This is a genomic window from Parasphingopyxis lamellibrachiae (genome assembly GCF_003385775.1).
GTDB lineage: Bacteria > Pseudomonadota > Alphaproteobacteria > Sphingomonadales > Sphingomonadaceae > Parasphingopyxis > Parasphingopyxis lamellibrachiae.
The window spans coordinates 1,635,370-1,658,323 of sequence record NZ_QRDP01000004.1 but is presented as its reverse complement, the minus strand read 5'-3'; the positions used below and the strand labels follow the sequence as shown (position 1 = coordinate 1,658,323).

The following is a 22,954-nucleotide window of genomic DNA, read 5'->3' as shown; positions in this document are numbered from 1 at the left end:
GGGCACCGCTTTCCACCGGTGCCTTGTCTCAAGGGGAATGAAAATGCGCGATGCCGACAGTCAGCTCTTGCCGTGGCGGTTCTGCGCGCCTCGTAACAGAGCGGCGGTCTGACCCGATGGCGAAGCTGGACGGTATAAAGGTTCTGGATCTGTCGCTGTTCCTGCCGGGGCCGATGGCGACGATGATGATGGCCGATCAGGGCGCCGAGGTGACCAAGATCGAGCCCCTCGCCGGCGATCCGGCGCGCGATATGCCGCCTATGGAGGCGGGCCAGTCCGTCTGGTACCGCAGCCTCAATCGCGGCAAGAAAAGCATCGCGCTCGACCTGAAGAGCGAAGAGGGCAAGGCACGGCTGCGCGCGCTGATTGCCGATGCCGATGTGTTCGTCGAAGGATTTCGCCCCGGTGTGATGCGGCGGCTGGGCTTCGACTATGACGCCGTTTCGGCGATCAATCCGCGCATCGTTTACTGCTCCATCTCGGCCTTCGGGCAGGAAGGCGCGATGGCGCAGCACCCGGCGCACGATCTGGCCGTACAGGCACTTGCCGGGTTTCTGTCGGTGAATGACGGGCCCGATGGCGTTCCCGTGGTTCCAGGCGTCGCAGCGGGCGACATGGCGGCCGGGTTGACCGCTTTGTCAGGCATCCTGATGGCGCTGATCGGGCGCGAGAAGAGCGGCCGGGGGGACTATATCGATGCGACGATGTTCGATGCCCTCCTGCCCTGGGGGGCGCATACCGCCGGCAGCGCGATCGCCGGCGGTGCGTCGCCGCGCTCGGGATCGCAGCGGTCGCTCGGCGGCGCGGCTTTTTACGGCGTCTATACGACGAAAGACGGGCGATATGTTGTGCTCGGCGCGCGTGAGATGAAGTTTGTCCGCAACCTGCTCGAAGCCCTTGACCGGCCCGATCTGATAGAATTGGGCGAAGCGGGAGCAGGCGAACCCCAGGCACCGCTCCGCGCTTTTCTCGCCGAAACCTTCGCCACGAAAACGCGCGATGAATGGGCCGCATGGTTTGCCGACAGGGATGTCGCATTCGCGCCGATTCTCGATTTCCGCGAAGCGCTGGACAGCGATCTTGTGGCGGAACGCGGGATGCTCGTGGAAAGGGATGGTACGCACCAGATCGGCCCGGCTATCCGTTTTCTAGAAGAGCCGGGAGTGCCGGTCCGGCCTGCACCGGAGCTGGACCAGGACGGATGACGCTGCGCCTCGAAAAGTCCGCCAGGACCGCCCATCTGGTCATAGACCGGCCTGACAAGCGCAATGCCTTCTCCCAGGAGATGTGGGAGCTGTTTCCCGAACTGCTCGCCGATGCGATGGGCGACACCGCGGTCCGGGTGCTCAGCATTCACGCCAGCCGCAAGGAGAGTGCGTTCAGCGCCGGAGCCGATATTGGCGAATTTGTGGCCGGGGTCGACGATCCGGAATGGCGTGCAAGAAACCAGGCTGCGATCCGCCGGGTCCAGGTTGAACTGTCGCGTGCGCCAAAGCCGACCATAGCGATCGTGGATCATGACTGTATCGGCGGCGGCTGCGGCATCGCCATCGCCTGCGATATGCGGGTGGCAGGGCCCGGCGCGCGCTTCGGCATCACGCCGGCCAGGCTGGGCATCGTCTATCCGCTGCACGATACCAAGCTGCTGGTCGATCTTGTCGGGCCGTCCCAAGCGAAGCGCATCCTGTTCACCGGCCAGCTTCTGTCCGCACAAGAAGCGCGCGATATCGGACTGGTCACGATCCTTGCCGACGATCCCTATGCCGAAGCAGCGGAGCTGGTCGAAACCATGGCCTCGGCCTCTTCGCACAGCCAGATCACGAGCAAGGCGATCATTCGCCGTATCCTCGACGGGCAGCAGGATGACGATGCCGAGACAACAGCCCAATTCTTCGACGCATTCTCCGGCCCGGATTTCGCCGAGGGAGGGCGCGCATTTCTCGAGAAAAGAAAACCGGAGTTCAAATAATGACAGCCATTCCAGACACCACACCCGTTATCATCGGTGTTGGCCAGTTTGCTGAACGCCCCGACGATGCCGGATACCGGGCGCTGTCGCCAATGGATCTTGGCGGCAAGGCGCTGGCTGCGGCCATCGCCGATAGCGGGGCAAGCGGCGATCTTGCCGGCGCGATCGATACCATCGCTGCCATCCGCCAGTTCGAAATCTCCACGCCGGGCGCGCCCGTACCCTTCGGCAAATCCAACAATCCTGCCCGTTCTTATGGCACCCGCGTGGGCGCGAACCCGGAACGTGCAATCCTCGAAATCGTCGGCGGGCAGGGCAACCAGAAGCTGGTCGGCGAATTTGCATCGGATATTGCCGAGGGCCGGTCGGAGGTGGCCGCGATTGTCGGATCGGAAGCCATTTCGACCGTGTTGACCCTGATGGCGAAGGGCGAAAAGCCGGACTGGAGCGAAGAGGTGGAGGGCAGCTTCGAGGATCGCGGCTTCGGGATGCGCGGCCTGCTCGACAAAACCCTGATCGCGCATGGCCTTGGCGCGCCGATCCCGCTCTATGCATTGTTCGAGAATGCGCGGCGGGCGCAGCGGGGGACCGGGCTCGAGGCCTATCGCCGGGAGATCGGGGCCCTGTTCGCGCCGTTCAGCGAAGTGGCGGCGGCCAATTCCTATGCTGCCGCGCCGGTCGTCCGATCCGCCGAAGAACTCGCCACGGTTACCGAGCGCAACCGTATTGTCGCCGAACCCTATACGCGGATGACGGTCGCGCGCGATCAGGTGAATCAGGCGGCGGCGATCATGATCGCCTCGGCTGGCAAGGCGCGGGCACTTGGCATAGCGGAAGAAAAATGGGTCCATATCCACGCCGTGACGGATGCCAAAGAGCTCTCCGTTCTCGAGCGGCCGGATATGGCGACCAGCCCGGCGTCGGTCGGGTCGGTCGGGGAAGCGCTCGCGATTGCGGGGATTGGCATGGACGATATCACCTGCCTCGATCTGTACAGTTGTTTCGCGATCCCCGTCTTCAACATTCTCGATGCGTTCGGGGTCGCTCCGGACGATTCCCGTGGCCTGACGCTGACCGGCGGCCTCCCCTTTTTCGGCGGCGCGGGCAACAATTATTCCGCCCATGCGATCGCCGAAGCCGTGCAGCGGCTGCGCGCTGATCCGGACGGCCATGCCCTGATCGGCGCCAATGGCGGTTTCATGAGCAAATATGCCACCGGCATCTATGCCGGCCGGCCTGCCGACTGGACGGAAATGAAAAGGTATCGGACGCTGGACGACCAGCCGGAAAAATGCCCGGTTGTCGACAGCCATTCGGGCAGCGCGCTTGTCGAAACCTATACGATCGTCCCCGGCAAGAAGGGCACGGTTGCCGCTATTGTCGCACGTACGGACGATGGCGCACGGATCGTGGCCAATGCCGCGCCTGACGATACGGACACGCTTGCCGTGCTGCAGCAGGGCGAACCGTTCGGGCGGAAAGTCACCGTGCGTGAAGGGGGTGGTCGCAATTTCTTCGTCTTTGCCGACTGATCCTTCCCGGCTGGTCCCTAGTCGAAGTGCAGTGCGCGATAGCCGCCGCGAAAATAGAGCAAGGGATCGCGATCGGAGTCGAAGCGGACGCGGATTACGCGGCCGAGCAGGATCAGATGGTCGCCGCCATCATATTCGGCGAATTTGGCGCATTCGAAATTGGCCAGGGAATCGCAGAGCATCGGCACGCCTGTCGACCAGGCTTCCCAGTCGGTATCGCGGAACCGGTCGATATCCGGCGTTGCGAAGCGCTGGGCCGTTTCCTGCTGCCCGATATGCAGGACGTTGACCGCAAAAGCCTCCGCGCGTTCGAACCAGGGCAGCGTCGCCGATTTCTTGTTCAGGCAGACCAGCAGCAATTCGGGATCGAGCGAAACCGAGGTGAAGCTGTTGGCGGTCAGTCCGACCGGCGCGTCGTCGCGGTCCAGCGTCGTGACGACGGTAACCCCGGTGCCGAAACAGCCCAGCGCGTCGCGCAGGGTGCGGCTGTCAGAGCCCGAACGGTGATCTGGCGTCGGTGTCGGCATGGGGCCGCTATAGGCCCGCCGCACGCCGGTGCAAGGGAACGCAATTGCGGGCGCGCTGTAGGCAGGATTCGTGAATCGGTCGACAACAGGCCGTCCGCGCCGATTTTCGCGGGCGTTTCTTCTTGCTAAGAGCGCTGAAAGCAACATCCAACGGAGCAGCGACAATGGCAGGCAAATGGTTCGACGAACTCGAAATCGGGCAGACGTTCGATCATCCGATCCGCCGGACGATCACGGAAACCGACAATGTGTTATTCACGACGATGACCCACAATCCGGCCCAGCTCCATCTCGATGAGGAATATTGCAAAGCCGAAACCGAGTTCGGCACCCGGATCGTCAACAGCTGCTACACGCTCAGCCTTATGGTCGGCGTATCGGTTGGCGATACGACGCTTGGCACGGCGGTGGCGAATCTGGGCTGGGATGAAGTGCGTTTTCCCAAGCCGCTTTTCCATGGCGATACGGTGCGGGTCGAGACCGAAGTTGTCGGCCTGCGCGAGTCCAAGTCCCGTCCTGATCAGGGGATCGTGACGTTCGAGCATCGGGCCTATAACCAGCATGGCGATCTTGTCGCCACCTGCAAACGCTCAGGCCTGCAGAAGAAGAAACCGGCGGGCTAAGCCTGCCTCCAGCTCAGTAGAGTGGCGTCAACGTGCCAGCATCGACATTGAGGCGGAACCGGATCGCCCCTTCGATCAGGCTCCCATCTTCTTGGCTGTGTCTGCTCGTAGGAACGGACAGGGTCAGCCCTTCGGCCGGATCGTAGCTGGATGTCGTAGCATCGACGTCGATCCCGCCATGGCCGGCGGTAACCCAGCACAACCGGTCGAGATCGCTGAGTTCCGAGCCGGTCCACATCATCACGACGAACCCGCCCGATGCCGCGGCCGGTTCGATCGTATCGATCTGCAACAGCGTGACGGCGCCGTCGTAGAATGTGCGGATTCCCTCGCCATTCTCGCCTATCGCCAAGTTCTCGAGCTGGGCGGGCCAGGCATTTTCGCAATCGTCGAAGCCGGTCGGTTGCGCCTCTGCGGCTATGGGCAGGCTCAGCGCTGCCAGAAGTGCGGCGGTTCGTATCATGGTCATTATGGTCCCTTTCCCCCGAAGTTGGACAACGGCGCTATCACGACCGCTCTGGATATGCTGTGATCGCAATCATAGGATGGCGCAAGCCAACGACAAAGGATCATCCATGCCGATCGACGCAACCCAGCCTTACGACCCCGACAATATCTTCGCGAAGATCCTGCGCGGCGAAATTCCCAACGATACAGTGTTCGAGGATGAGCATGTCCTCGCCTTCAGGGATATCAATCCGCAGGCGCCGGTGCATGTGCTGGTCATCCCCAAAGGCGAATATGTGAGCTGGGACGATTTCGCGGCCAAGGCACCCGATGTCGAGATAGCCCATTTCGTCCGCAAGGTGGGCGAGATTGCACGCGATCTGGATCTGGTGGAGCCGGGCTATCGGCTTCTCGCCAATATCGGTGGGCACGGCCATCAGGAAGTGCCCCATCTCCATGTCCATCTGTTTGGCGGGAAACCGCTCGGGCCTATGCTTGCGCGCGGCTAGCCGTTAGGGTCCGCGCAACAAAAGAATAGAGGGGAGAGAGATTATGGTGGCAGCGGCAGGGGGTGCAGCGTCGCAACCGGGCTGGTCTTCGCGGACGGCCTTTGTCCTGGCGGCGGTCGGGGCCGCTGTCGGCCTTGGAAATGTCTGGCGTTTCCCGACACTTGCCGGTGAAAATGGGGGCGGCGCGTTCGTCCTTTTTTATATCGGCTGCGTTGTCCTGATTGGCTTGCCGCTGATCCTCTCCGAAATTCTTATCGGCCGGGCCGGGCGCAGCGATGCGGTCGACAGCGTCCGCAACGTCGCCCGGGAATCCGGCGTCAGCGAGAAATGGGCGATATTCGGCGTATTCGAAGTCGTTGCCGCTTTCATGATTCTCGGTTTCTATAGCGTCGTTGCGGGCTGGGTGCTCTATTATGCCGGTGTATTCGGCGCGGACTTCTTTGGCGCGCTCTTTTCCGGTGCGCCCTTTGCCGGGGCACTGATCGGCGAAGCGCCGGAAGCGATCCAGGGCCGGATGGGAGATCTGTTCGGCAATATTCCGCTGCTGATCGCTATGCATACGGTGTTTATGGGTATTACCTTCTGGGTGATTGCGCGGGGGGTACATGACGGGATTGAAAAGGCCGCGCTTTACCTGATGCCGGCCTTTTTCGTTCTTCTGCTGGTCATAACCATTTACGGTGCTTTTGTCGGGGAGTTTTCCCAGGCGGTGGCGTTCCTCTTCACGCCCGACTTTTCGAAGCTCACGGCGCCGGTGATGAATACGGCGCTCGGTCAGGCGCTGTTTTCGATGAGCCTCGGTTCGGCGGCACTGATGACCTATGGCGCTTATGTGTCGAAGGAAACCAGGCTCGCGCCGACGGCGGGCATGATTGCGCTCGCCGATACCGGCGTGGCAATCATTGCGGGCCTGATGATCTTCCCGATCGTCTTCGCCGTCGGCCTCGATCCGGCAGCCGGACCGACGCTGGTTTTCCAGTCGCTTCCTGTTGCCTTCCAGCAGATGCCAGCGGGCTCGCTGGTTGGGCTCCTGTTCTTCATCCTGATCTTCTTCGCGGCGTTGACCAGCTCGATCTCGCTGCTTGAAGGGCCGACATCATGGGGCATCAATGCGCGCGGATGGTCGCGGCTCAAATCGGCAACGGTGTTCAGCATCGGCACCTATCTGCTCGGCATCATCTGCCTGTTGTCCCTCAACGTCTGGGGCGATGTGCGGCTGCTGGGCTTCTGGTCGATCTTTGCCGAGAGCAATATCTTCGACGTTGTCGACGGCTTTACCGGCAAGGTGCTGTTGCCGGTCTCGGCGCTGCTGACGGCGATCTTCGTCGGCTGGCGTGCCGACAAAAAGCTTGTCGAGAATGAAACCGGGCTTGAAGGCGGCATGTTCGCGCTTTGGCGTTTTCTGGTGTGCTGGCTGGCGCCGGTCGGGGTTGCGCTGATCCTGGTCTTCGGCCTGTTTCCGGGCCTGCTCGGCGGCTAGAAATGAGGAGCCAAGGGTGCCGGAGATGGAGAGTCCGGTGCCTATTTTGTCGGTAGCGCGCCGGAAAGCATGCGCGCATCATGAGTGGGGGATGTGATGGCTGGAACTGGTGTTGAGACGGAGCAGGCCGGCTGGTCGTCCCGCTGGGCCTTTATTCTGGCGGCTGTCGGTGCGGCCGTCGGGCTCGGCAATATCTGGCGTTTTCCGACGCTTGCCGGGGAAAATGGCGGCGGGGCGTTCGTCCTTTTCTATATCCTTTGCGTGATTTTCCTCGGCTTGCCGCTGGTCTTGTCGGAGATCGTTATCGGCCGCCATGGCCGCAAGGATGCGGCGGGAAGCGTTGCCAAGGTTGCCCAGGATTCCGGCGTGAGCACCAACTGGGCAATCCTTGGCGGGATCGGCATCATCGCCGCCTTTTGCATCCTTTCGACCTATAGCATCATTGCCGGCTGGGTGATTTATTATGCCGGGGTCATGGGCGCGGATTTCTTCGGAGCACTCTTCTCCGGCGACCCCTTTGCAAGCGCACTGGCCGGCGAAGCGCCCGAGGCAATTGGGGGCCGGATGGACTCGCTATTCGCCAATGTCCCGCTGCTGATCGTCATGCATACGCTGTTTATGGGTGTTACTATCTGGATCGTGGCGCGCGGCGTATTGTCGGGAATCGAAAAGGCGGCCACTTATCTGATGCCCGCCTTTTTCGTGCTGCTCATCACGATCACCGCCTATGGCGCGTTCACCGGCGAATTTGCGCGTGCGGTTTCCTTCCTGTTCACGCCTGATTTTTCGCGTCTGACGCCGCCCATCATGAACCAGGCGCTGGGCCAGGCTTTATTCTCGATGAGCCTCAGTTCGGCGGCGCTGATCACCTATGGTGCCTATGTGTCGCGCGAAACCAGGCTGCCGCCGGTGGCCGGGATGATCGGCCTGGCCGATACCGGCGTCGCTATCGTTGCGGGCCTGATGATCTTCCCGATCGTGTTTGCCGCGGGCCTCGACCCTGCTGCGGGAGCGACGCTGATCTTCCGGTCGCTGCCGCTCGCCTTTAATGCGATGCCCGCAGGCGCGTTGATCGGCTTTCTCTTTTTCGTGCTGATCTTTTTTGCCGCGCTGACCAGTTCGATCTCGCTGCTGGAAGCGGTTACGGCCTGGGCGATGCGCCGCTTCGCCTGGTCGCGCCATCGGGCGGCGCTCGTTGCCGGCGGTGCGATTTACGCGGTGGGTGCGCTCTGCGCCCTGTCGCTGAACGTCCTCAGCGATGTCCGGCTGCTCTCCTTCTGGCCGAGCTTCGCCGAAGCCGATATCATGAACGCGCTGGACGGCGTTGTCGGCACGATCCTGCTACCCGTCGCCGCTTTGCTGACCGCGATCTTTATCGGCTGGAAAGCGGACCGGAACCTCGTCGTCGCCGAGACCGGGCTGGAAGGCGGATTGTTCGCGCTGTGGCGCTTCCTGATCGCCTGGCTCTGTCCGCTCGCCGTGACGCTAATCCTGCTGTTCGGACTGTTCCCCGGATTGTTGGGAAGCTGACGCCTGCTAACCGAGCCGTTTTGCAATCAGCGCCTTGATATCGGCTTCGGGCCGCGGACCGTAATGCTGGATCACCTCGGCGGCGCATACGGCGCCCATGGTGAGGCTGTCTTCGATCGAGCGGCCTTCGGCCTGCCCGGCAAGGAAGCCGGCGGCGAACTGGTCGCCTGCGCCCGTCGCGTCGACCATCTTGTCGATCGGTTCGGCGGATACTGAAAAGCGCTCGCCATCCTTGACCGCAATCGCACCCTTCTCGCTGCGCGTGACTACGAGGATCGGCGTCTTGGCCGCCGTAGCTTCCACTGCCGCGTCGAAATCCTGCGTTTCGTTCAGCGATTTGATCTCGTCTTCATTGGCGAACAGGATGTCGATCCGGCCCTTGTCGAGCAGCTCCTGAAAACCATCGCGATGGCGGTCGACGCAGAAACCATCAGAGAGTGTGAAGGCGACGCGCCGTCCGGCGCCGTGGGCGATGTCGATAGCCTTATCCATCGCTGCGCGCGGCTCTTCGGGATCCCAGAGATAGCCTTCGAGATAGAGGATCGCGCCGCTTTCGATCAGATCGGCGTCGAGCGCGGCCGGGGGCAGGTGCTGCGAGGCGCCGAGAAAGGTATTCATCGTCCGCTCGCCATCTGGCGTCACCAGAATGAGGCAGCGCGCGGTTTTCGGTTCACCTGCGCGGGCGGGAGTGTCGAATGCGACGCCAAGTGCAGTGATATCATGCCTGAATACCTTGCCGAGCTGATCGTCGGCAACCTGGCCGATAAAGCCGGTCTTGCCGCCCAGCGCGGCGATTCCGGCAACGGTGTTCGCCGCAGACCCGCCGCTGGCTTCCACGCCCGGGCCCATCTTGGCGTAAAGCGCTTCGGCCTCTTCGGTGGTGAAAAGCAGCTGCATTGCGCCCTTGCTCAGCCCTTCGCTGGCGATGAACGCGTCATCGGCCTTGGCGATCACGTCGACAATGGCGTTGCCGATGGCGACAATATCGAGGGTGGGTTCGGACATGAGGGCAGGCTCCAGCGATGTTTGGAAGGGAGGAATTTGGGTGCGCAGGACCTAGCGGGGAGCCGCTCGGCGCGCAACCGCATGATTGACGCGCCGCATGGCTCCCCGCATCAGGGGCGCCATGTTTCGCGCGCTCCTCCTTTCCATCGGCCAGCTTGCCGACCCGGCCTTCCTGAAAGTGCTGGCCAAGTCGGTTGCCCTGACGGTGATCCTGTTCCTGATCTTCGGCATCGCCACATATTGGGCGCTGCTCGGCCTGTTCGCCTGGCTCGGCTGGACGGAAAGCGGCGGGCTGGCTGCGGCGGCGAGCGCGGCGATCATAGCCTTTGCCAGCTTCTGGCTGCTGTTCCGGGCGGTCGCGATGGGCGTGATCAGCCTGTTTACAGACGAGATCGTCGATGCGGTCGAACGCAAACATTATCCCGACAAGGCCATGGCCGCGCAGCCGGCGAGTTATGGCGCGCAGATCCGCGTCGGGTTGGCCTCGATCGGCCGGGCGATCGGCTGGAACCTGCTCGCCGCGCCGCTCTACATCCTGCTGCTGGTGACGGGCATCGGCACGATCATGCTGTTTCTGGCCGTCAACGCGCTGCTGCTCGCGCACGATCTGGGCGAGCTGGTGGCGATCCGCCATGTTCCCCGAAACCGGTGGCGCGACTGGAAGAGAGAGACGCGCGGCAGACGGATGCAGATCGGGCTTGTCGCGGCTGGCCTGTTCGTGATTCCTGTGGTCAATCTGTTCGCGCCGCTGCTGAGTGCAGCCATGGCGGCCCATATGCTGCACGGGGGAACCAATGACGATGCGTAAGACGATAGCGATTTCGGGGCTGGCAGCGCTGGCCGGCTGTGCCACCGCGCCCGCGCCGGTGCCCACCGCGGTCAGCCGCCCGATGACCAACACCGTAGGCCTGGAACGGGTGATCGGGCAGGACGCCGCCGGGCTGACCCGCCTGTTCGGGAACCCGATTCAGGATTTCCGCGAAGCCGGCGCGCGCAAATTGCAATTCGCGGGCGCAAGCTGCGTGCTCGACACCTATCTCTATCCGCCGAGCAGCGGGCGCGAGCCGGTCGTCACCTATGTCGATGCGCGCAACGCGGCGGGTGAGGATGTGGACCGGGCGGCGTGCGTCGAGGCGCTGGCGCGGCGGTAGTTCGTCAGAATTTTCCTCTCCGCCCGCACCCCCTCCCGACCTCCCGTTCAGGATACATTCGTGGGAGGCCGGGAGGGGGTGCGGGCCGGGGCCGCTCGACCGCCAGGCCGGGTCTGACAACCAAAGCACAGGGCTTCGACAGGCTCAGCCCGAACGGTAAGGGTTAGAACGAGCGCAACCGCCCCACCGCCCAATCCGCCGCTTCCCGCACAACCTCGTCCGGATCGCCGAGCAACGCGCGCACCGGCTCCTTGAGCGCCCCGTCGCCGCTGTTGCCTGCGGCGATCAGGCAGTTGCGCACCATCCGGTTCCGCCCGATCCGCTTGATCGGCGATCCTGAGAAAACCTTGCGAAATCCCGGATCGTCGAGGGCCAGCAGGTCGGCGAGGGCGGGCGCGGCGAGTTCGGCACGCGGCGCGAAGGCCTTGTTGGCGCGGGCCTGATCGGCAAACTTGTTCCACGGGCAGACGGCGAGGCAATCGTCGCAGCCATAGATGCGGTTGCCCATAGCCTCGCGGAATTCGTGCGGGATCGGGCCGGCATGTTCGATGGTGAGATAGGAAATGCACCGCCGGGCATCCAGGCGATAGGGCGAGGGGAAGGCATCGGTTGGGCAGGCGGTCTGGCAGGCGGTGCAGGAGCCGCAGCGATCGGTCGCGGGCGTGTCGGCATTGAGGTTTAATGTCGTGTAGATCGCGCCGAGGAACAGCCAGTTGCCATGCTCGCGGCTCAGCAGGTTGGTATGCTTGCCCTGCCAGCCGATTCCGGCGGCCTCCGACAGGGGTTTTTCCATCACTGGCGCGGTATCGACGAACACTTTCACGTCCGCTTCCGTTCCGTCCTTCGCCGCCTCGGCAATCAGCCAGCGGGCGACGCGCTTCAGCGCCTTTTTGACGGGATCGTGATAATCCTTGCCCTGCGCATAGACGGAAATGCGGCCGATATCGGCCTCGCCCGCCAGTCGCAGCGGATCTTCTTTCGGCGCATAGCTCATGCCGAGCATCACCAGCGATTGCACGTCCGGCCAGAGCGCTTTGGGGCGCTCTCGGTGATGGGCGCGGCTCTCCATCCAGAGCATCTCGCCATGCGCGCCCGCCGCCAGCCATTCGCGCAGCCGTTCGGCCGTTTTCGGCGCGGCATCGGCGGGCGCTATTCCGCAGGCGGCAAAACCTTCGGCCAGCGCCTGCTCTTTCAGGCGGGTGGAAAGAGTGTCGATGGTCATTGCACTCCTTCTAACTTGTTGGTGGCCTCTTAACCATCGCCCCGCTAAGGCCCGGATATGACTGTCGAACCCGCCCTTTCAGCAACGGCCCTTGTCAAGAATTTCGGATCGAAGCGCGCCGTTAACGGTGTCGATATTTCGGTGCCGCGCGGCAGCATTTACGGTATTCTCGGCCCCAATGGCGCGGGCAAGACAACCACCTTGCGGATGCTGCTTGGCATTATCGATCCCGATAGCGGCGATCGCGAACTGCTTGGCACGACGAGACCCCGAACCGCCAGCAACCGGATTGGCTATCTGCCCGAAGAACGCGGCCTCTATCCCGGCATGAAGGCGCGCGAAGCCATCGCCTTTATGGGCGCGCTGCGCGGCCTTCCCTGGGCCGAAGGCCGGTCGCGGGCCGATCTGCTTTTGGCGGATGCCGGGCTCGGCCATGCAGCGAACGACAAGATCAAGAAACTGTCCAAGGGCATGGCGCAATTTGTGCAGCTGTTGGGTTCCATCGTCCACCGGCCCGAACTGATCGTGCTCGACGAGCCCTTTTCCGGCCTCGATCCGGTCAATCAGGAACGGCTCGAGGCGCTGATCCTCGCCGAACGCGATCGCGGTGCGACGATCCTCTTCTCCACCCATGTCATGGGCCATGCCGAGCGGTTGTGCGACCGGCTGGCGATCATCGCCAGCGGCAGGCTGCGTTACGAAGGCAGTGTCGGCGAAGCGCGGGCGACCATGCCGATGCAGGCGCATTACACGCCGCGCGACAATGGCGAGGCCCTGGCCGCGCTGCTGCCCGCCGATGCGGTGCGCGAAAATGGCGGCTATGTTTTCAATGTGCCCGACAGCGGCATGGAGGCCCTGCTTGCGATGCTGCTCGAAAGCGGACACGGGATTGCCGGTCTCTCGCTGGAACGACCGAGCCTTCACGACGTGTTCGTTAAGCTGGTCGGTGAGGAAACTGTCGAGCGGATGGAAAGCGAAGCGGAGGAGGCAGCATGAGCAACCATCTGCACCAGGCCGCCGTGATTGCGCGCCGCGATTTCATTGCGACCGTTGCTACGCCCGCCTTTCTGATGTTCCTTCTCGCGCCCCTGTTCATGCTGATTTTCGCCATGGTCGGCGGAACGGGCGCACGGATGATTGCCGATAGCGGGGACGATGCGCAGCGGCTCGTTGTCATCGCCGATGCGGATTACGGAACCTATATCGAGGCGGCCGATGAGCGCATCCGGGCGACTTTCCCGCTTGGCATCGCCCCGGCTGAACTGGAACGCCGCGAGCCGCAGGGCGGCGATCCGGAGCAACAGGCCCGCGCCCTGTTCACCGAGAGTAGCATCGATGTGTCTGCCGTGCTCTTCGGCTTTCCCGATACGCCGCGGATTATCTACGGAAGCGGTGCGCGCGGCGCGGATTATCTTGCCCTGCTTGCCGATACAGCAGCGCGGGACCGTCAGGGCGGCACGCCGCCGGGCGAAACGGTGGTGGAGATCGAGCGGGAATCCTATGCGCGAACCAGTGCGACGATAGGCGGGCAACAATCGCTCGGCTTTGCCGCGCTGTTCCTGCTGTTCCTGCTGACCCTGCTCCTGGCCGGGCAGACGGTGAGCGTTCTGGCCGAGGAAAAAGGCAACAAGGTGATCGAAATCCTTGCCGCCGCTGTACCGCTGGAAGCGGTGTTTCTCGGCAAGCTTGTCGGCCTGTTCGGCGTGGCACTGCTCTTCGTGGCCTTCTGGGGTACGCTGGCGGTGCTCGCTGTCATGGCGCTTCCCGGCAGCGGCGCGGCGCTGACCATGCTCGATCCGGCAATCGGGTTCGTCCCCTTCCTTGCGCTTGCGATCGCCTATTTCGCGATGGGCTATCTGCTGCTTGGCTCCGTGTTCCTGGCGGTTGGCGGGCAGGCCAGTTCGATGCGCGAGATCCAGATGCTGTCGCTGCCGATCACCTTTTTCCAGATGGCGATGTTCGGCCTGGCCTCGGCAGCGGCGGCACGGCCGGGTAGCTCGCTGGCATTGTTCGCCGAACTGTTTCCGTTCAGCTCTCCCTTCGCGATGGTCGCCAAGGGCGCGTCCGATCCCCGCCTCTGGCCGCATCTTGCCGCCATTGCCTGGCAATTGCTCTGGGTTTCGATCACCATTTCGCTCGGCGCCCGCTGGTTCCGTAAGGGCGTTCTGAAATCGGGGCCTTCGGTATTCGCCCGGATAGGTGCGCTGTTTCGCGGCAAGCTTGCCTGACGCACATTTGGGCCCGGGCAAGCGGCAGCCGGACGATCAGGCTATTGACAATCGTGTCAATTGTGTCAGTCTCATTTTGCTACCGATAAATTTAGCCTTATAGAATAGGGCAGAGATCGCGCCGCAACACGGAGCCATTCCGGGGTGAGCGCCACTGAGGAGACAAAAATGGCGACGCATCCCGCGCACAACATTCCTGAAAAGACCCCTGAGCAACTCTATCGCGAAGAATGGGCGCGCGAATTTCGCGACGGTATCGATCGCTCGACGCTCGAAAAACCGCTGGCGACCGCCGATACGCCGCTCGAAGATATTGATGTCAGCCGGCCTGAACTCTATGCGCTGGATCGCTGGCAGCCGGTTTTCGAAAAGCTGCGCCGCGAAGATCCCGTCCATTATTGCAAGGACAGCGTGTACGGCGCTTTCTGGTCGGTGACGACCTACAAGCCGCTCGTCGAAGTCGAATCGCTGCCCGACATCTACAGCTCGGACTGGCGCAATGGCGGCTTCACCATTCTCGACTCCAGCGATGATGAAACCATGGCTCTGCCGATGTTCATCGGGATGGACCGGCCCGAGCATACGGCCCAGCGCCGCACGGTTTCCCCGGCCTTTACGCCGAGCGAAATCAGCCGGTTGGACGAAAATGTCCGCGCGCGGACGGCCGAGCTGCTGGACAGCCTGCCGATCGGCGAGGAATTCGACTGGGTCGACAAGGTGTCGATCGAACTGACGACGGGCATGCTCGCCATCCTGTTCGGCTTTCCCTGGGAAGACCGGCGCAAGCTGACCTACTGGTCAGACTGGATGGGCGATGTGGTTGCCGCGATGGACCCCGAGCTCGGCCCCAAGCGTGCCGAGGCGATGTGGGAGGCTGCGGCCTATTTCCAGGCCCTGTGGAAGCAGCGCAAGGAAAGCGATCCCGGCCCCGATCTCCTCTCGATGATGGCGCATTCGGAAGCGCTGGGCGATATGGACGAGCGCAATTTCCTCGGCAATATCACGTTGCTGATCGTTGGCGGCAACGATACGACGCGCAACTCGATGTCCGGCGCCGTCTATTTTATGAACCAGTTCCCCGAACAGGCCCGCAAGCTTGAGGAGAATCCGGACCTGATCAAGAACGCGGTGTCCGAGACCATTCGCAAGCAGACGCCGCTCTCGCATATGCGGCGCACGGCGATGCAGGACACCGAACTTGACGGGAAGAAGATCAAGAAGGGCGACCGGATGATCCTCTGGTACATCTCGGCCAACCGCGACGAGAGCGTGTTCGAGAATGCCAATGACTGGATCGTCGATCGCGAAAATGCTCGGCGTCAGGTGGCCTTTGGCTATGGCATCCATCGCTGCGTCGGTGCGCGTCTTGCCGAGCTCCAGCTGCAGGTGCTGTTCGAAGAAATGGCGAAGCGGCGGCTGCGCCCGACAATCACCGGCGAAATCGAGCGCGTGAATTCGAATTTCGTCCACGGGTTCAAGAAAATGCCGGTTACGCTCTCGAAATATTGAGCGCCGCTTTTTCGGGGGGAACGCCTTTCCCGAAAAGCGGAAACGCGGAAGAACAGATGTGAGGGAGAGTGATTATGGCCACAGCTGCAACCCCGGTTGAGGAGACGGTTGAGACCGTCGTCGTCGAAGCGCCGCATCCCTGGGATGTGAGTGTTTCGGACATTTATGTCGAGGATCGCTGGCAACCGATTTTCAAGGAAATGCGCGAAAAAGCGCCGATCAACAAGGTTGTGGGCTCCGCCTATGGCGATTACTGGAACGTCACCACTTACAAGGAAATCCAGCATATCGAGGCTCTGCCGGACCTGTACAGTTCGGCCCAGGGTATCACGATCGTTACCGATCCGGAAAACATGCCCGAAGACCTGAATATCAAGCTGCCTATGTTCATCGCGATGGACCGGCCCGAACATACCGAGCAGCGCCGGGTTATCGCGCCGGCCTTCACACCGAGCGAAATGGAACGGATGACCGGGGAAGTCCGCGCCCGCACGGCGGAACTCTTCGATACGCTGCCGGTCGGCGAACCTTTCGATTGGGTCGATCGGGTGTCGATCGAGCTGACCACCCAGATGCTGGCGATCCTGTTCGACTTTCCCTGGGAAGACCGCCGAAAACTGACCGAATGGTCGGACTGGATGGGCGATGTCGAAAGCTCGCTCACCGAGGAAAGTCGCCGTGAGCAGCTTGCGCATATCTATGAAGCCGGTGCCTATTTTCAGCGGCTCTGGGACGAGCGGCTCGAAAAAGGCGAGGCGCCGGACCTGATCTCACGCATGATCCACAGCGAGATGCGCGACATGGATCAGTTCACCTTCATGGGCAATCTGATGCTGCTGATTGTCGGCGGCAACGATACGACGCGCAACTCGATGTCCGCTTGCGCCTATGGCCTGTCGCAATTCCCCGAGGAGCGCGAGAAGCTTGAACAGAATCCGGATTTGATTCCCGCGGCCGTGCAGGAAATCATTCGCTGGCAGACTCCGCTTGCGCATATGCGGCGCACGGCGACCGAGGATCACGAAATGTTCGGGCATCAGGTGAAGGAAGGGGATTCCATCATCCTGTGGTATATCTCGGCCAACCGCGACGAGAAATTCTTCGACCGGCCCGACGATATCTGGCTCGAACGCCCCAAGCCCGGCCGGCATCTTTCCTTCGGCTATGGCATCCATCGCTGCGTCGGCGCGCGGCTGGCCGAGCTCCAGCTGCGGCTGTTGCTCGAAGAGATGGCCAAGCGCCGGCTGCGCGTGAACGTGATCGGCGAGCCCGAGCGCGTCTCGGCCTGTTTCGTCCATGGCTACAAGAAGATGCAGGTCGAACTCAGCACCTATTGAAGTGCCGAAAATCTCAGCCTGAATAGAGGGGCTTCGCCGCTTCCGTCAGCGCGCTCATCGCGTCGCGCCAGGGGCCCGGGCCGTGGCTGATCCGGGCGACGCCCAGCTCGCCGAGCCGCTTATGGTCCGGCATGGCGTCGAACATCATCGCATTGACGGGCAGCGGACAGGCTTCGCACAGCGCGGCGATCTCGCTCTCATCGGTCAGCCCGGGCGCGAAAAAGCCGCTGGCCCCGGCATCGGCATAGGCCTTGGCGCGGGTAACCGCTTCATCGAAGCGCTGGTCTTCGGCGACGGTTGAGCGGCCGGCACCCAGCCACATATCGGTGCGCGCATTGATGAAGAAATCCACGCCCGCACTCTCCGCCACGGTGTGGATTGCGGCAATGCGTTCGGCTTGAAGTTCGACGGGATGAAGGCCTTTGCCGCCGATCACCTGATCCTCGAAATTGATGCCGATAGCACCGGTTTCGATGATCGCGTTGGCATGGACCGCGACAAGCACGGGCTCCACCGCATAACCGCCCTCGAAATCCACCGTCAGCGGCAGGTCCACCGCCTCGACGATCCGCTCTGCGTTGGTCAGAGCCTGCTGCATCGGCAGCGACTCCGCATCGCTATAGCCGCGCGCCCCGGCGACCGACGCGCTCCCTGTCGCCAGCGCCTTCGCGCCCGCCTTGGCCACCGCCAGCGCGCTGCCCGCATCCCAGATATTGAACAGGATCAGGGGATCGCCCGGAACATGCAGGGCGTGGAAGGTGCGGGCGCGGTCTTGCTGGTCGGTCATGGATGAGTCTCCCTGTGCTCTGTTCTAGCGGCTCAGGCCGGGCGCGTCCCCCCGTTTCTTGCGGTGAAGGCAAGGCGCGGCGCCGAAGCCTCCGATCGGGGGCAGTACGCGCAGTCGGACTGTCCATGATGGGTAGGAAACTGATGGTGGCGCACAGTCTGCCGGAGTGTCCGTTCCCGGGCCGGAGCTGAACATGACAGTTGGATCTCATTTTTGGGCGCGCCGGGATTTACCCAATACGCGACGTTCTCCGCCGACCGGTCTGAATCAGTTCTGGTGTTATGAGTTCTGGACTGCTCTAGCGGTGCTTTCCGGGGGGGGAGCGGTATGAAAATCACGACGATCAACCAAGCGTGCAGGGGGCAAAGAGGATTTCTGCTGGTAATCTCGGCCCTACTGGGTGTGGGGACAATGCCCTCCCAGGCGCAGACGGCCACCCAAACAGAGTTGAGCCAGGACGAAAATCCACAGGCTCTACCCGAGCCGCCCCGCATGCCAGGCTATGATTTGAACGTATCGCCCGAGTTGGTGACCACCGTGCGCTACGAAGGCGGCACGTTCGAAGAATCGTCCTCCGGCTGGACTCAAACAACCGATACCGGCGAGACATTCGCCTATGATGTAATCAGGACCGCGCCCAATCACGCCTTCCTGCACGATCCGGAGCGCCTGGTTAGCGCAACTTTCGCTTTTCAGATGGAAGCGGTTTTCATTTCCAGTCAACCCGATCCGAGCGAATCCGCGCAACAGGAACGATTTCTGCTCACCTCGATTGAAACCGCCGAACGCGACTATGAAAGGCCTACGCGACCAGATGGGTGGTATATTGAAACCATCGATTTCGAAGGCGGGCAATTGCGAAATGTTTCAACCGGCCGGTGGGTAAGACGCAATAATGATGGACGGTGCGACATCTTCCGCGTGTGGCAAGTGTCCGATGAAGCCCATCAAATTTTCGATGAGATCAATGATGTCCTGATTACGATTTATCCGAGCCGCATGCTCATGACCATCGTGCGACGGCAATCTGAACCCAATCCTTATGAAGAAATCAGACTGACCGGAGTCTCAGCGGACAGAATTCCCATGCAAGCTGGTGATTGCGCGCCTTCGCTCACACCCGCTTCCCTTCCGACAGTCGTGGACGATGAGGGTGAGTTTCCGTTAGATTCTGTCGATTTTCGTGCTGGATCCTTTTATGTGCGGGCCAATGGCCTTTGGGGGCTTGAATGGGCGGGTGAAGGACAAAACGGGCTCCAGTTCGTTGAGTATGACATCGTAGATAGCGGGGCCGACACGCTAATCCTGCACAATGACGAATATGATCTGACGGCCGTCATCGCGCTGGCGGATCGATCCATCCGGATCGCCGACGGGGCCGGGATAATAAACAACCAATATTGGATCATGGCCGATCCGGATCAGACGGAGGCAATCGATCAAACGCCGCTGATCGCGATTGATATGGAAACCATAGATTATGATGGCGGTCAGTTCGTCAGAACCGGGTGTCCGCTCAACTGGATCAGAGTCTTCCCCGACCGGGACCATCAGGTCGCCTATTTTGAGTGGGCGAGAAGCCCGACTACGCTGACACTGGTATCCATGGCCGGCGGTTTCGGACCGCCGCATCGGATCGAGATCGATACCGACTCCATGACAGCGGTAACAAGCGAGACCAACGCGCGCGGTGACGGGACCGGGGACACTTTGCAGCTCACCGAAATCGGCTATGAATTGTCGGATGTAGAGTCAATTTTTCCCGAGTGCTACTAGCAACCAACGCGTCGGCAAGGAGGGATGGGCGGACATCTGTCGCTCCGCCATCACGCACTGTCCGCTACCGGGTCGGAAGCAGCCTCCAACCCTAATGCACGAACCGCGCCACGACATCGCGGTAGGAGCGCGAGACCTTCACCTGCGCGCCTGAATCCAGCACCAGGAAACATTCGCCGTTCGTATGCGGCTTCACCTGACGGACGAGATCGAGATTGACGATCGTCGAGCGGTGGACGCGCTGGAAGGTGCGCGGGTCGAGGCGCTTTTCCAGGTCCTTCATCGTTTCGCGCAGGATCAGCGTGTTGTCGCCGGTATAGATGCACATATAGTCGCCGGCCGCATCGATCCGTTCGATGCTGTCGACATCGACGCGGAAGATCTGCCCGCGATCCTTCACATTGATCAGCTTCTCATAGCGGCTGGCCGAGGGGGCCTCGCCTTCGGCGGCAAGATCCTCGGCCGCATCGGGCGCGACTTCGGACAGCACTTCGCGCAGCCGGGTGATTTCCTCGCTGCTGTTCTTTTCCGCCAGCCTCTCGCGGACCCGGGCCAGCGTATCGGCCAGCCGGTCGTCCTCCACCGGTTTCATCAGATAGTCGACCGCCTGCGCCTCGAAGGCACGGATCGCATGATCGGAATAGGCGGTGACGAACACGAACAGCGGCGGCTCGATATCCATCAGCCCCTGGACGACGGAAAAACCGTCGAACCCCGGCATCTGGATGTCGAGAAACACGAGGTCTGGCTTATGCGTCTTGACCGAGCGGATGGCTTCGCGGCCGTTGGTGCAGGTGTCGACAATCTCGACATCGTCATGCGGTTCGAGGCGCAGCTGGAGCCCCTGAATGGCGAGCGGCTCGTCGTCGACGATAATTGCGCGGATGGTCATGCGGCTTCCTTTGCCTGGTCGAACTGGAGCGGTATTTCGATGAGGACGCGAAAACCGCCATCTTCGTTCGTTTCAATGTCAAATCGTTGTTCTTCGCCAAAAGCCTGAACCAGCCGGTCCCGGATATTGGCAAGCCCAACGCCCGTCGAACTCTGGCGCGCTATGGCTTTCTCTTGCAAGCCCGGTCCCGTGTCGGACACGGCGATCTGCACGCGATTTCCGACCTGTTGCGCCGAAATGCGGATTTCGGCGCCTTCCTCCTGCGGCGTTACCGCATATTTGATAGCATTTTCGACGAGCGGTTGCAGCAGCAATGAGGGCAGGCGGGCCCGGGTAACCCTGGGATCGATATCGAAGGTCGGGCGCAGCCGCTCCTCGAACCGCATCCTTTCTATCTCGAGATAGAGTTTCAGCGTTTCCACCTCCTGCGCCAGCGGCACCCGCGCGGTCGGCTCATTGGCCAGCGTATAGCGCAGGAAGGAGGAGAGGCGCGAGAGCATCGCATTGGCGCGCTCCGTCTGTTTCAGCAGCACCAGGGTCGATATCGAGTTCAGCGTATTGAACAGGAAGTGCGGATTGAGCTGGTAGCGAAGCATGGCGAGCTGCGCGTTAGAGCTTTGCGTTTCGAGTCGCAGAAGCTGGTCATTCTGTTCTTCGATCAGGATGTAGAAGTTGATCCCGTAATAGAGGCCCGACCAGGCGACGAGCAGGGTGAAGTCGAGCAGGATGGCTCCGAAAAACTGCAATCCCGAAGGCATTTCGCCGCCGCGGTAAAAAGCGGTGAAAGCCCACACCTCGATGAAGGAGAAAATGGCCGAGGCGATCAGCACGACCGTGACCGATCCACCCCAGGTAACGCGCGGCTGACGGGTTATAAGCTGGCGGAAGATGACCGCCATGATCAGGGTCAGGCAATAACCGGTCGCCGTAGCGATCGCCGTCGGTAAAATGAACAGCGGCCCCATATTGTTGGCGATCCCGCCCAGCGCGCGCAGGATGAAATAGCCGGACCAGCCAACCGACTGGAGCACCCAGAATGCCCGGTTCTTGTCGACGAAGAACGGTTTGGAGGTAAGGTCTTCAAGCGCCATCGGGATGTTCTAGTCGATTTCCAGGGGAGCGGGAAGCAAATGCGCATGTCGGTTTGCCGCTTTTGGATGCGCAAATCATCGCCGTCTTTGTAACTCCAGTGTCACATAGATGTCGCATTAGGCGGTTCAAGGGTGGCCCGGCTGGGTGTGCCCCTTTTTGCACATCAAACATGGAGGACAATGTGCGCGCTCCCCTTATTTCAGGACTGATGACGGCTATGGCGCTGACCCTGGCTGGTTGTGGCGGCGGAGGCAATGATAGCGGCGCAAGCGCTATCACGGTTGTCGGCAGCTCGACCGTTTACCCCTTTACCCGTGCAGTGGCCGAGAATTTTGCCCGCAACAATCCGCAATTCGGCTCTCCGGTTGTAGAATCGACGGGCACGGGCGGCGGAATGGAGCTGTTCTGCGCCGGTGTCGGTGACGAGCATCCCGATGTCGCCAATGCCTCGCGCCGGATGAAGGACAGCGAATTCGCGACATGCCAGGAAAATGGCGTCGACCAGATCATCGAGCTGCAGGTTGGTATCGACGGACTTGCCGTTGTGGAATCGCCGGAAGGCCCGGGAATGGAACTGACCCGCGCGCAGATCTACGAAGCGCTGGCGGCTGAACCTTATGGCGAAGAGCAGACGGCCGAGACCTGGTCGGATATCGATCCCTCGCTGCCCGACACCCCCATCCGCGTCTATGGTCCGCCGACGACGAGCGGCACGCGCGATGCCTTTATCGAGCTGATCATGGAAGCCGGTTGCGAAGCCAACCCCGCCATGGCCGCGCTCGAGGAGGAAGATGAAGACCGCAAGGACCGGGTCTGCACCGCGATCCGCGAAGACCAGGCCTTTATCGAGGCGGGCGAGAACGACAATCTGATCATCCAGCGCGTCGCCCAGAACCCCGGCTATCTCGGGCTTCTCGGCTATAGCTTCCTCGAACAGAATGAGGGCCAGGTCGTCGGCGTGTCGATCGATGGCGTCGCCCCGACCTATGACAGCATCGCGAGCTTCGAATATCCGGGCGCGCGGCCGCTGTTCGTCTATATCAAGGGCAACCATCTGCAGGCGATCCGCGGCCTCCGCGAATTTGTGGCTGAATATGTGTCCGCATGGGGCCCCGACGGCTATCTGGTCGAAGAAGGCATGATCGCCAATCCGGACGATGTGCGCGCAACCAACGCGGCCAGCGCCGAAGCGATGACGGCGCTGACTGCGGCCGACTTCGAAAGCTAGGAAAAACAATCATTTTCCATGAAGGGCCGGGCGGGAAACTGCCCGGCCCTTTTTGTGCGCCATTACAGACAGGCCCAGGTGCCTTGTTGATCGGCCGCTTCATTCTTGTC

The 22,954-nt window shown here is 61.8% G+C and carries 22 protein-coding genes; 15 read left to right on the top strand and 7 right to left on the bottom strand.

Annotated features, from left to right (window positions below; all coding sequences use genetic code 11):
• Positions 1–116: 116 nt before the first annotated feature.
• From DFR46_RS08245 to DFR46_RS08235, 3 genes are read left to right on the top strand one after another with little or no spacing between them, the layout of a single operon-like run.
• Positions 117–1,205 (top strand): CaiB/BaiF CoA transferase family protein, encoded by a 1,089-nt coding sequence (locus DFR46_RS08245; protein ID WP_116237233.1) that lies wholly within the window; start codon positions 117–119, stop codon positions 1,203–1,205.
• Positions 1,202–1,969 (top strand): enoyl-CoA hydratase/isomerase family protein, encoded by a 768-nt coding sequence (locus tag DFR46_RS08240; protein ID WP_116236010.1) that lies wholly within the window; start codon positions 1,202–1,204, stop codon positions 1,967–1,969. The genes DFR46_RS08245 and DFR46_RS08240 overlap by 4 nt, the downstream gene beginning before the upstream one ends.
• Positions 1,969–3,501, top strand: coding sequence for an acetyl-CoA acetyltransferase (locus tag DFR46_RS08235; protein ID WP_116236009.1), 1,533 nt, complete (start codon positions 1,969–1,971; stop codon positions 3,499–3,501). Before DFR46_RS08240 ends, DFR46_RS08235 begins: the two co-directional genes overlap by 1 nt.
• 17 nt (positions 3,502–3,518) lie before the next feature.
• Here DFR46_RS08235 and DFR46_RS08230 read toward each other — a convergent pair whose 3' ends face one another.
• Positions 3,519–4,028, bottom strand: coding sequence for a flavin reductase family protein (locus DFR46_RS08230; RefSeq protein ID WP_245953755.1), 510 nt, complete (start codon positions 4,026–4,028; stop codon positions 3,519–3,521).
• 164 nt (positions 4,029–4,192) lie between these two features.
• On the opposite strand from DFR46_RS08230, the gene DFR46_RS08225 reads away from it, so the two are divergent.
• Positions 4,193–4,651 carry a MaoC family dehydratase gene (locus DFR46_RS08225; RefSeq protein ID WP_116236008.1) on the top strand — a complete coding sequence of 153 codons (459 nt, stop codon included), beginning with the start codon at positions 4,193–4,195 and terminating at the stop codon, positions 4,649–4,651.
• A 13-nt stretch (positions 4,652–4,664) separates the two neighbouring features.
• Here the strand turns inward: DFR46_RS08225 and DFR46_RS08220 are convergent, their stop codons facing one another.
• Entirely contained in the window at positions 4,665–5,120 is a 456-nt protein-coding gene (locus tag DFR46_RS08220) for a hypothetical protein (RefSeq protein WP_116236007.1), read from the bottom strand.
• Between the two features lie 106 nt (positions 5,121–5,226).
• On the opposite strand from DFR46_RS08220, the gene DFR46_RS08215 reads away from it, so the two are divergent.
• From DFR46_RS08215 to DFR46_RS08205, 3 genes are all read left to right on the top strand, one after another.
• Complete coding sequence (locus DFR46_RS08215; RefSeq protein WP_116237231.1) at positions 5,227–5,607, top strand: histidine triad nucleotide-binding protein; 381 nt, start codon at positions 5,227–5,229, stop codon at positions 5,605–5,607.
• A gap of 43 nt (positions 5,608–5,650) precedes the next feature.
• Positions 5,651–7,087, top strand: a complete 1,437-nt coding sequence (locus tag DFR46_RS08210) for a sodium-dependent transporter (protein ID WP_116236006.1) — start codon at positions 5,651–5,653, stop codon at positions 7,085–7,087.
• A 96-nt stretch (positions 7,088–7,183) separates the two neighbouring features.
• Positions 7,184–8,617 (top strand): sodium-dependent transporter, encoded by a 1,434-nt coding sequence (locus DFR46_RS08205; RefSeq protein WP_116236005.1) that lies wholly within the window; start codon positions 7,184–7,186, stop codon positions 8,615–8,617.
• A 6-nt stretch (positions 8,618–8,623) separates the two neighbouring features.
• Here the strand turns inward: DFR46_RS08205 and DFR46_RS08200 are convergent, their stop codons facing one another.
• Positions 8,624–9,622 (bottom strand): adenosine kinase, encoded by a 999-nt coding sequence (locus tag DFR46_RS08200; protein ID WP_116236004.1) that lies wholly within the window; start codon positions 9,620–9,622, stop codon positions 8,624–8,626.
• A 121-nt stretch (positions 9,623–9,743) separates the two neighbouring features.
• Between DFR46_RS08200 and DFR46_RS08195 the strand changes: the two genes are divergently transcribed.
• Entirely contained in the window at positions 9,744–10,430 is a 687-nt protein-coding gene (locus DFR46_RS08195; protein ID WP_116237230.1) for an EI24 domain-containing protein, read from the top strand.
• Complete coding sequence (locus DFR46_RS08190) at positions 10,417–10,773, top strand: hypothetical protein (RefSeq protein ID WP_116236003.1); 357 nt, start codon at positions 10,417–10,419, stop codon at positions 10,771–10,773. Before DFR46_RS08195 ends, DFR46_RS08190 begins: the two co-directional genes overlap by 14 nt.
• A 163-nt stretch (positions 10,774–10,936) precedes the next feature.
• Here DFR46_RS08190 and queG read toward each other — a convergent pair whose 3' ends face one another.
• On the bottom strand, positions 10,937–11,995 hold the full coding sequence (queG, locus tag DFR46_RS08185; protein WP_116236002.1) for a tRNA epoxyqueuosine(34) reductase QueG: 1,059 nt from the start codon (positions 11,993–11,995) through the stop codon (positions 10,937–10,939).
• 57 nt (positions 11,996–12,052) lie between these two features.
• On the opposite strand from queG, the gene DFR46_RS08180 reads away from it, so the two are divergent.
• From DFR46_RS08180 to DFR46_RS08165, 4 genes are all read left to right on the top strand, one after another.
• Positions 12,053–12,991, top strand: coding sequence for an ABC transporter ATP-binding protein (locus tag DFR46_RS08180; RefSeq protein WP_116236001.1), 939 nt, complete (start codon positions 12,053–12,055; stop codon positions 12,989–12,991).
• Positions 12,988–14,223: an ABC transporter permease gene (locus tag DFR46_RS08175; RefSeq protein ID WP_116236000.1), complete on the top strand. Its 1,236-nt coding sequence runs from the start codon at positions 12,988–12,990 to the stop codon at positions 14,221–14,223. Before DFR46_RS08180 ends, DFR46_RS08175 begins: the two co-directional genes overlap by 4 nt.
• A gap of 168 nt (positions 14,224–14,391) precedes the next feature.
• A complete protein-coding gene (locus tag DFR46_RS08170) occupies positions 14,392–15,732 on the top strand; it encodes a cytochrome P450 (RefSeq protein WP_116235999.1) in 1,341 nt (446 codons plus the stop codon).
• A gap of 74 nt (positions 15,733–15,806) precedes the next feature.
• The gene (locus DFR46_RS08165) at positions 15,807–17,069 is read left to right on the top strand and encodes a cytochrome P450 (protein WP_116235998.1); all 1,263 of its coding nucleotides are present in this window, start codon (positions 15,807–15,809) and stop codon (positions 17,067–17,069) included.
• A gap of 13 nt (positions 17,070–17,082) precedes the next feature.
• Here the strand turns inward: DFR46_RS08165 and DFR46_RS08160 are convergent, their stop codons facing one another.
• Positions 17,083–17,856: an isocitrate lyase/PEP mutase family protein gene (locus tag DFR46_RS08160; protein ID WP_116235997.1), complete on the bottom strand. Its 774-nt coding sequence runs from the start codon at positions 17,854–17,856 to the stop codon at positions 17,083–17,085.
• Between the two features lie 327 nt (positions 17,857–18,183).
• On the opposite strand from DFR46_RS08160, the gene DFR46_RS08155 reads away from it, so the two are divergent.
• The gene (locus DFR46_RS08155) at positions 18,184–19,632 is read left to right on the top strand and encodes a hypothetical protein (RefSeq protein WP_147297643.1); all 1,449 of its coding nucleotides are present in this window, start codon (positions 18,184–18,186) and stop codon (positions 19,630–19,632) included.
• Between the two features lie 91 nt (positions 19,633–19,723).
• Here DFR46_RS08155 and DFR46_RS08150 read toward each other — a convergent pair whose 3' ends face one another.
• A complete protein-coding gene (locus DFR46_RS08150; protein ID WP_116235995.1) occupies positions 19,724–20,524 on the bottom strand; it encodes a LytR/AlgR family response regulator transcription factor in 801 nt (266 codons plus the stop codon).
• Complete coding sequence (locus tag DFR46_RS08145; RefSeq protein WP_116235994.1) at positions 20,521–21,615, bottom strand: sensor histidine kinase; 1,095 nt, start codon at positions 21,613–21,615, stop codon at positions 20,521–20,523. Before DFR46_RS08145 ends, DFR46_RS08150 begins: the two co-directional genes overlap by 4 nt.
• A 170-nt stretch (positions 21,616–21,785) precedes the next feature.
• Between DFR46_RS08145 and DFR46_RS08140 the strand changes: the two genes are divergently transcribed.
• A complete protein-coding gene (locus tag DFR46_RS08140; RefSeq protein WP_211306396.1) occupies positions 21,786–22,844 on the top strand; it encodes a substrate-binding domain-containing protein in 1,059 nt (352 codons plus the stop codon).
• Positions 22,845–22,954 lie beyond the last annotated feature (110 nt).

What these genes read in the sequence shown, in the direction of transcription:
- DFR46_RS08205 (WP_116236005.1), top strand. Translation starts at nt 7,184, where the DNA reads ATGGCTGGAACTGGTGTTGAGACGGAGCAGGCCGGCTGGTCGTCCCGC.
- DFR46_RS08225 (WP_116236008.1), top strand. Translation starts at nt 4,193, where the DNA reads ATGGCAGGCAAATGGTTCGACGAACTCGAAATCGGGCAGACGTTCGAT.
- DFR46_RS08160 (WP_116235997.1), bottom strand. Translation starts at nt 17,856, where the DNA reads ATGACCGACCAGCAAGACCGCGCCCGCACCTTCCACGCCCTGCATGTT.
- DFR46_RS08240 (WP_116236010.1), top strand. Translation starts at nt 1,202, where the DNA reads ATGACGCTGCGCCTCGAAAAGTCCGCCAGGACCGCCCATCTGGTCATA.
- DFR46_RS08155 (WP_147297643.1), top strand. Translation starts at nt 18,184, where the DNA reads ATGAAAATCACGACGATCAACCAAGCGTGCAGGGGGCAAAGAGGATTT.
- DFR46_RS08175 (WP_116236000.1), top strand. Translation starts at nt 12,988, where the DNA reads ATGAGCAACCATCTGCACCAGGCCGCCGTGATTGCGCGCCGCGATTTC.
- DFR46_RS08145 (WP_116235994.1), bottom strand. Translation starts at nt 21,615, where the DNA reads ATGGCGCTTGAAGACCTTACCTCCAAACCGTTCTTCGTCGACAAGAAC.
- DFR46_RS08235 (WP_116236009.1), top strand. Translation starts at nt 1,969, where the DNA reads ATGACAGCCATTCCAGACACCACACCCGTTATCATCGGTGTTGGCCAG.
- DFR46_RS08200 (WP_116236004.1), bottom strand. Translation starts at nt 9,622, where the DNA reads ATGTCCGAACCCACCCTCGATATTGTCGCCATCGGCAACGCCATTGTC.
- DFR46_RS08230 (WP_245953755.1), bottom strand. Translation starts at nt 4,028, where the DNA reads ATGCCGACACCGACGCCAGATCACCGTTCGGGCTCTGACAGCCGCACC.
- DFR46_RS08220 (WP_116236007.1), bottom strand. Translation starts at nt 5,120, where the DNA reads ATGACCATGATACGAACCGCCGCACTTCTGGCAGCGCTGAGCCTGCCC.
- DFR46_RS08245 (WP_116237233.1), top strand. Translation starts at nt 117, where the DNA reads ATGGCGAAGCTGGACGGTATAAAGGTTCTGGATCTGTCGCTGTTCCTG.
- DFR46_RS08215 (WP_116237231.1), top strand. Translation starts at nt 5,227, where the DNA reads ATGCCGATCGACGCAACCCAGCCTTACGACCCCGACAATATCTTCGCG.
- DFR46_RS08165 (WP_116235998.1), top strand. Translation starts at nt 15,807, where the DNA reads ATGGCCACAGCTGCAACCCCGGTTGAGGAGACGGTTGAGACCGTCGTC.
- DFR46_RS08195 (WP_116237230.1), top strand. Translation starts at nt 9,744, where the DNA reads ATGTTTCGCGCGCTCCTCCTTTCCATCGGCCAGCTTGCCGACCCGGCC.
- DFR46_RS08190 (WP_116236003.1), top strand. Translation starts at nt 10,417, where the DNA reads ATGACGATGCGTAAGACGATAGCGATTTCGGGGCTGGCAGCGCTGGCC.
- DFR46_RS08150 (WP_116235995.1), bottom strand. Translation starts at nt 20,524, where the DNA reads ATGACCATCCGCGCAATTATCGTCGACGACGAGCCGCTCGCCATTCAG.
- DFR46_RS08170 (WP_116235999.1), top strand. Translation starts at nt 14,392, where the DNA reads ATGGCGACGCATCCCGCGCACAACATTCCTGAAAAGACCCCTGAGCAA.
- DFR46_RS08210 (WP_116236006.1), top strand. Translation starts at nt 5,651, where the DNA reads ATGGTGGCAGCGGCAGGGGGTGCAGCGTCGCAACCGGGCTGGTCTTCG.
- DFR46_RS08140 (WP_211306396.1), top strand. Translation starts at nt 21,786, where the DNA reads ATGGAGGACAATGTGCGCGCTCCCCTTATTTCAGGACTGATGACGGCT.
- DFR46_RS08180 (WP_116236001.1), top strand. Translation starts at nt 12,053, where the DNA reads ATGACTGTCGAACCCGCCCTTTCAGCAACGGCCCTTGTCAAGAATTTC.
- queG (WP_116236002.1), bottom strand. Translation starts at nt 11,995, where the DNA reads ATGACCATCGACACTCTTTCCACCCGCCTGAAAGAGCAGGCGCTGGCC.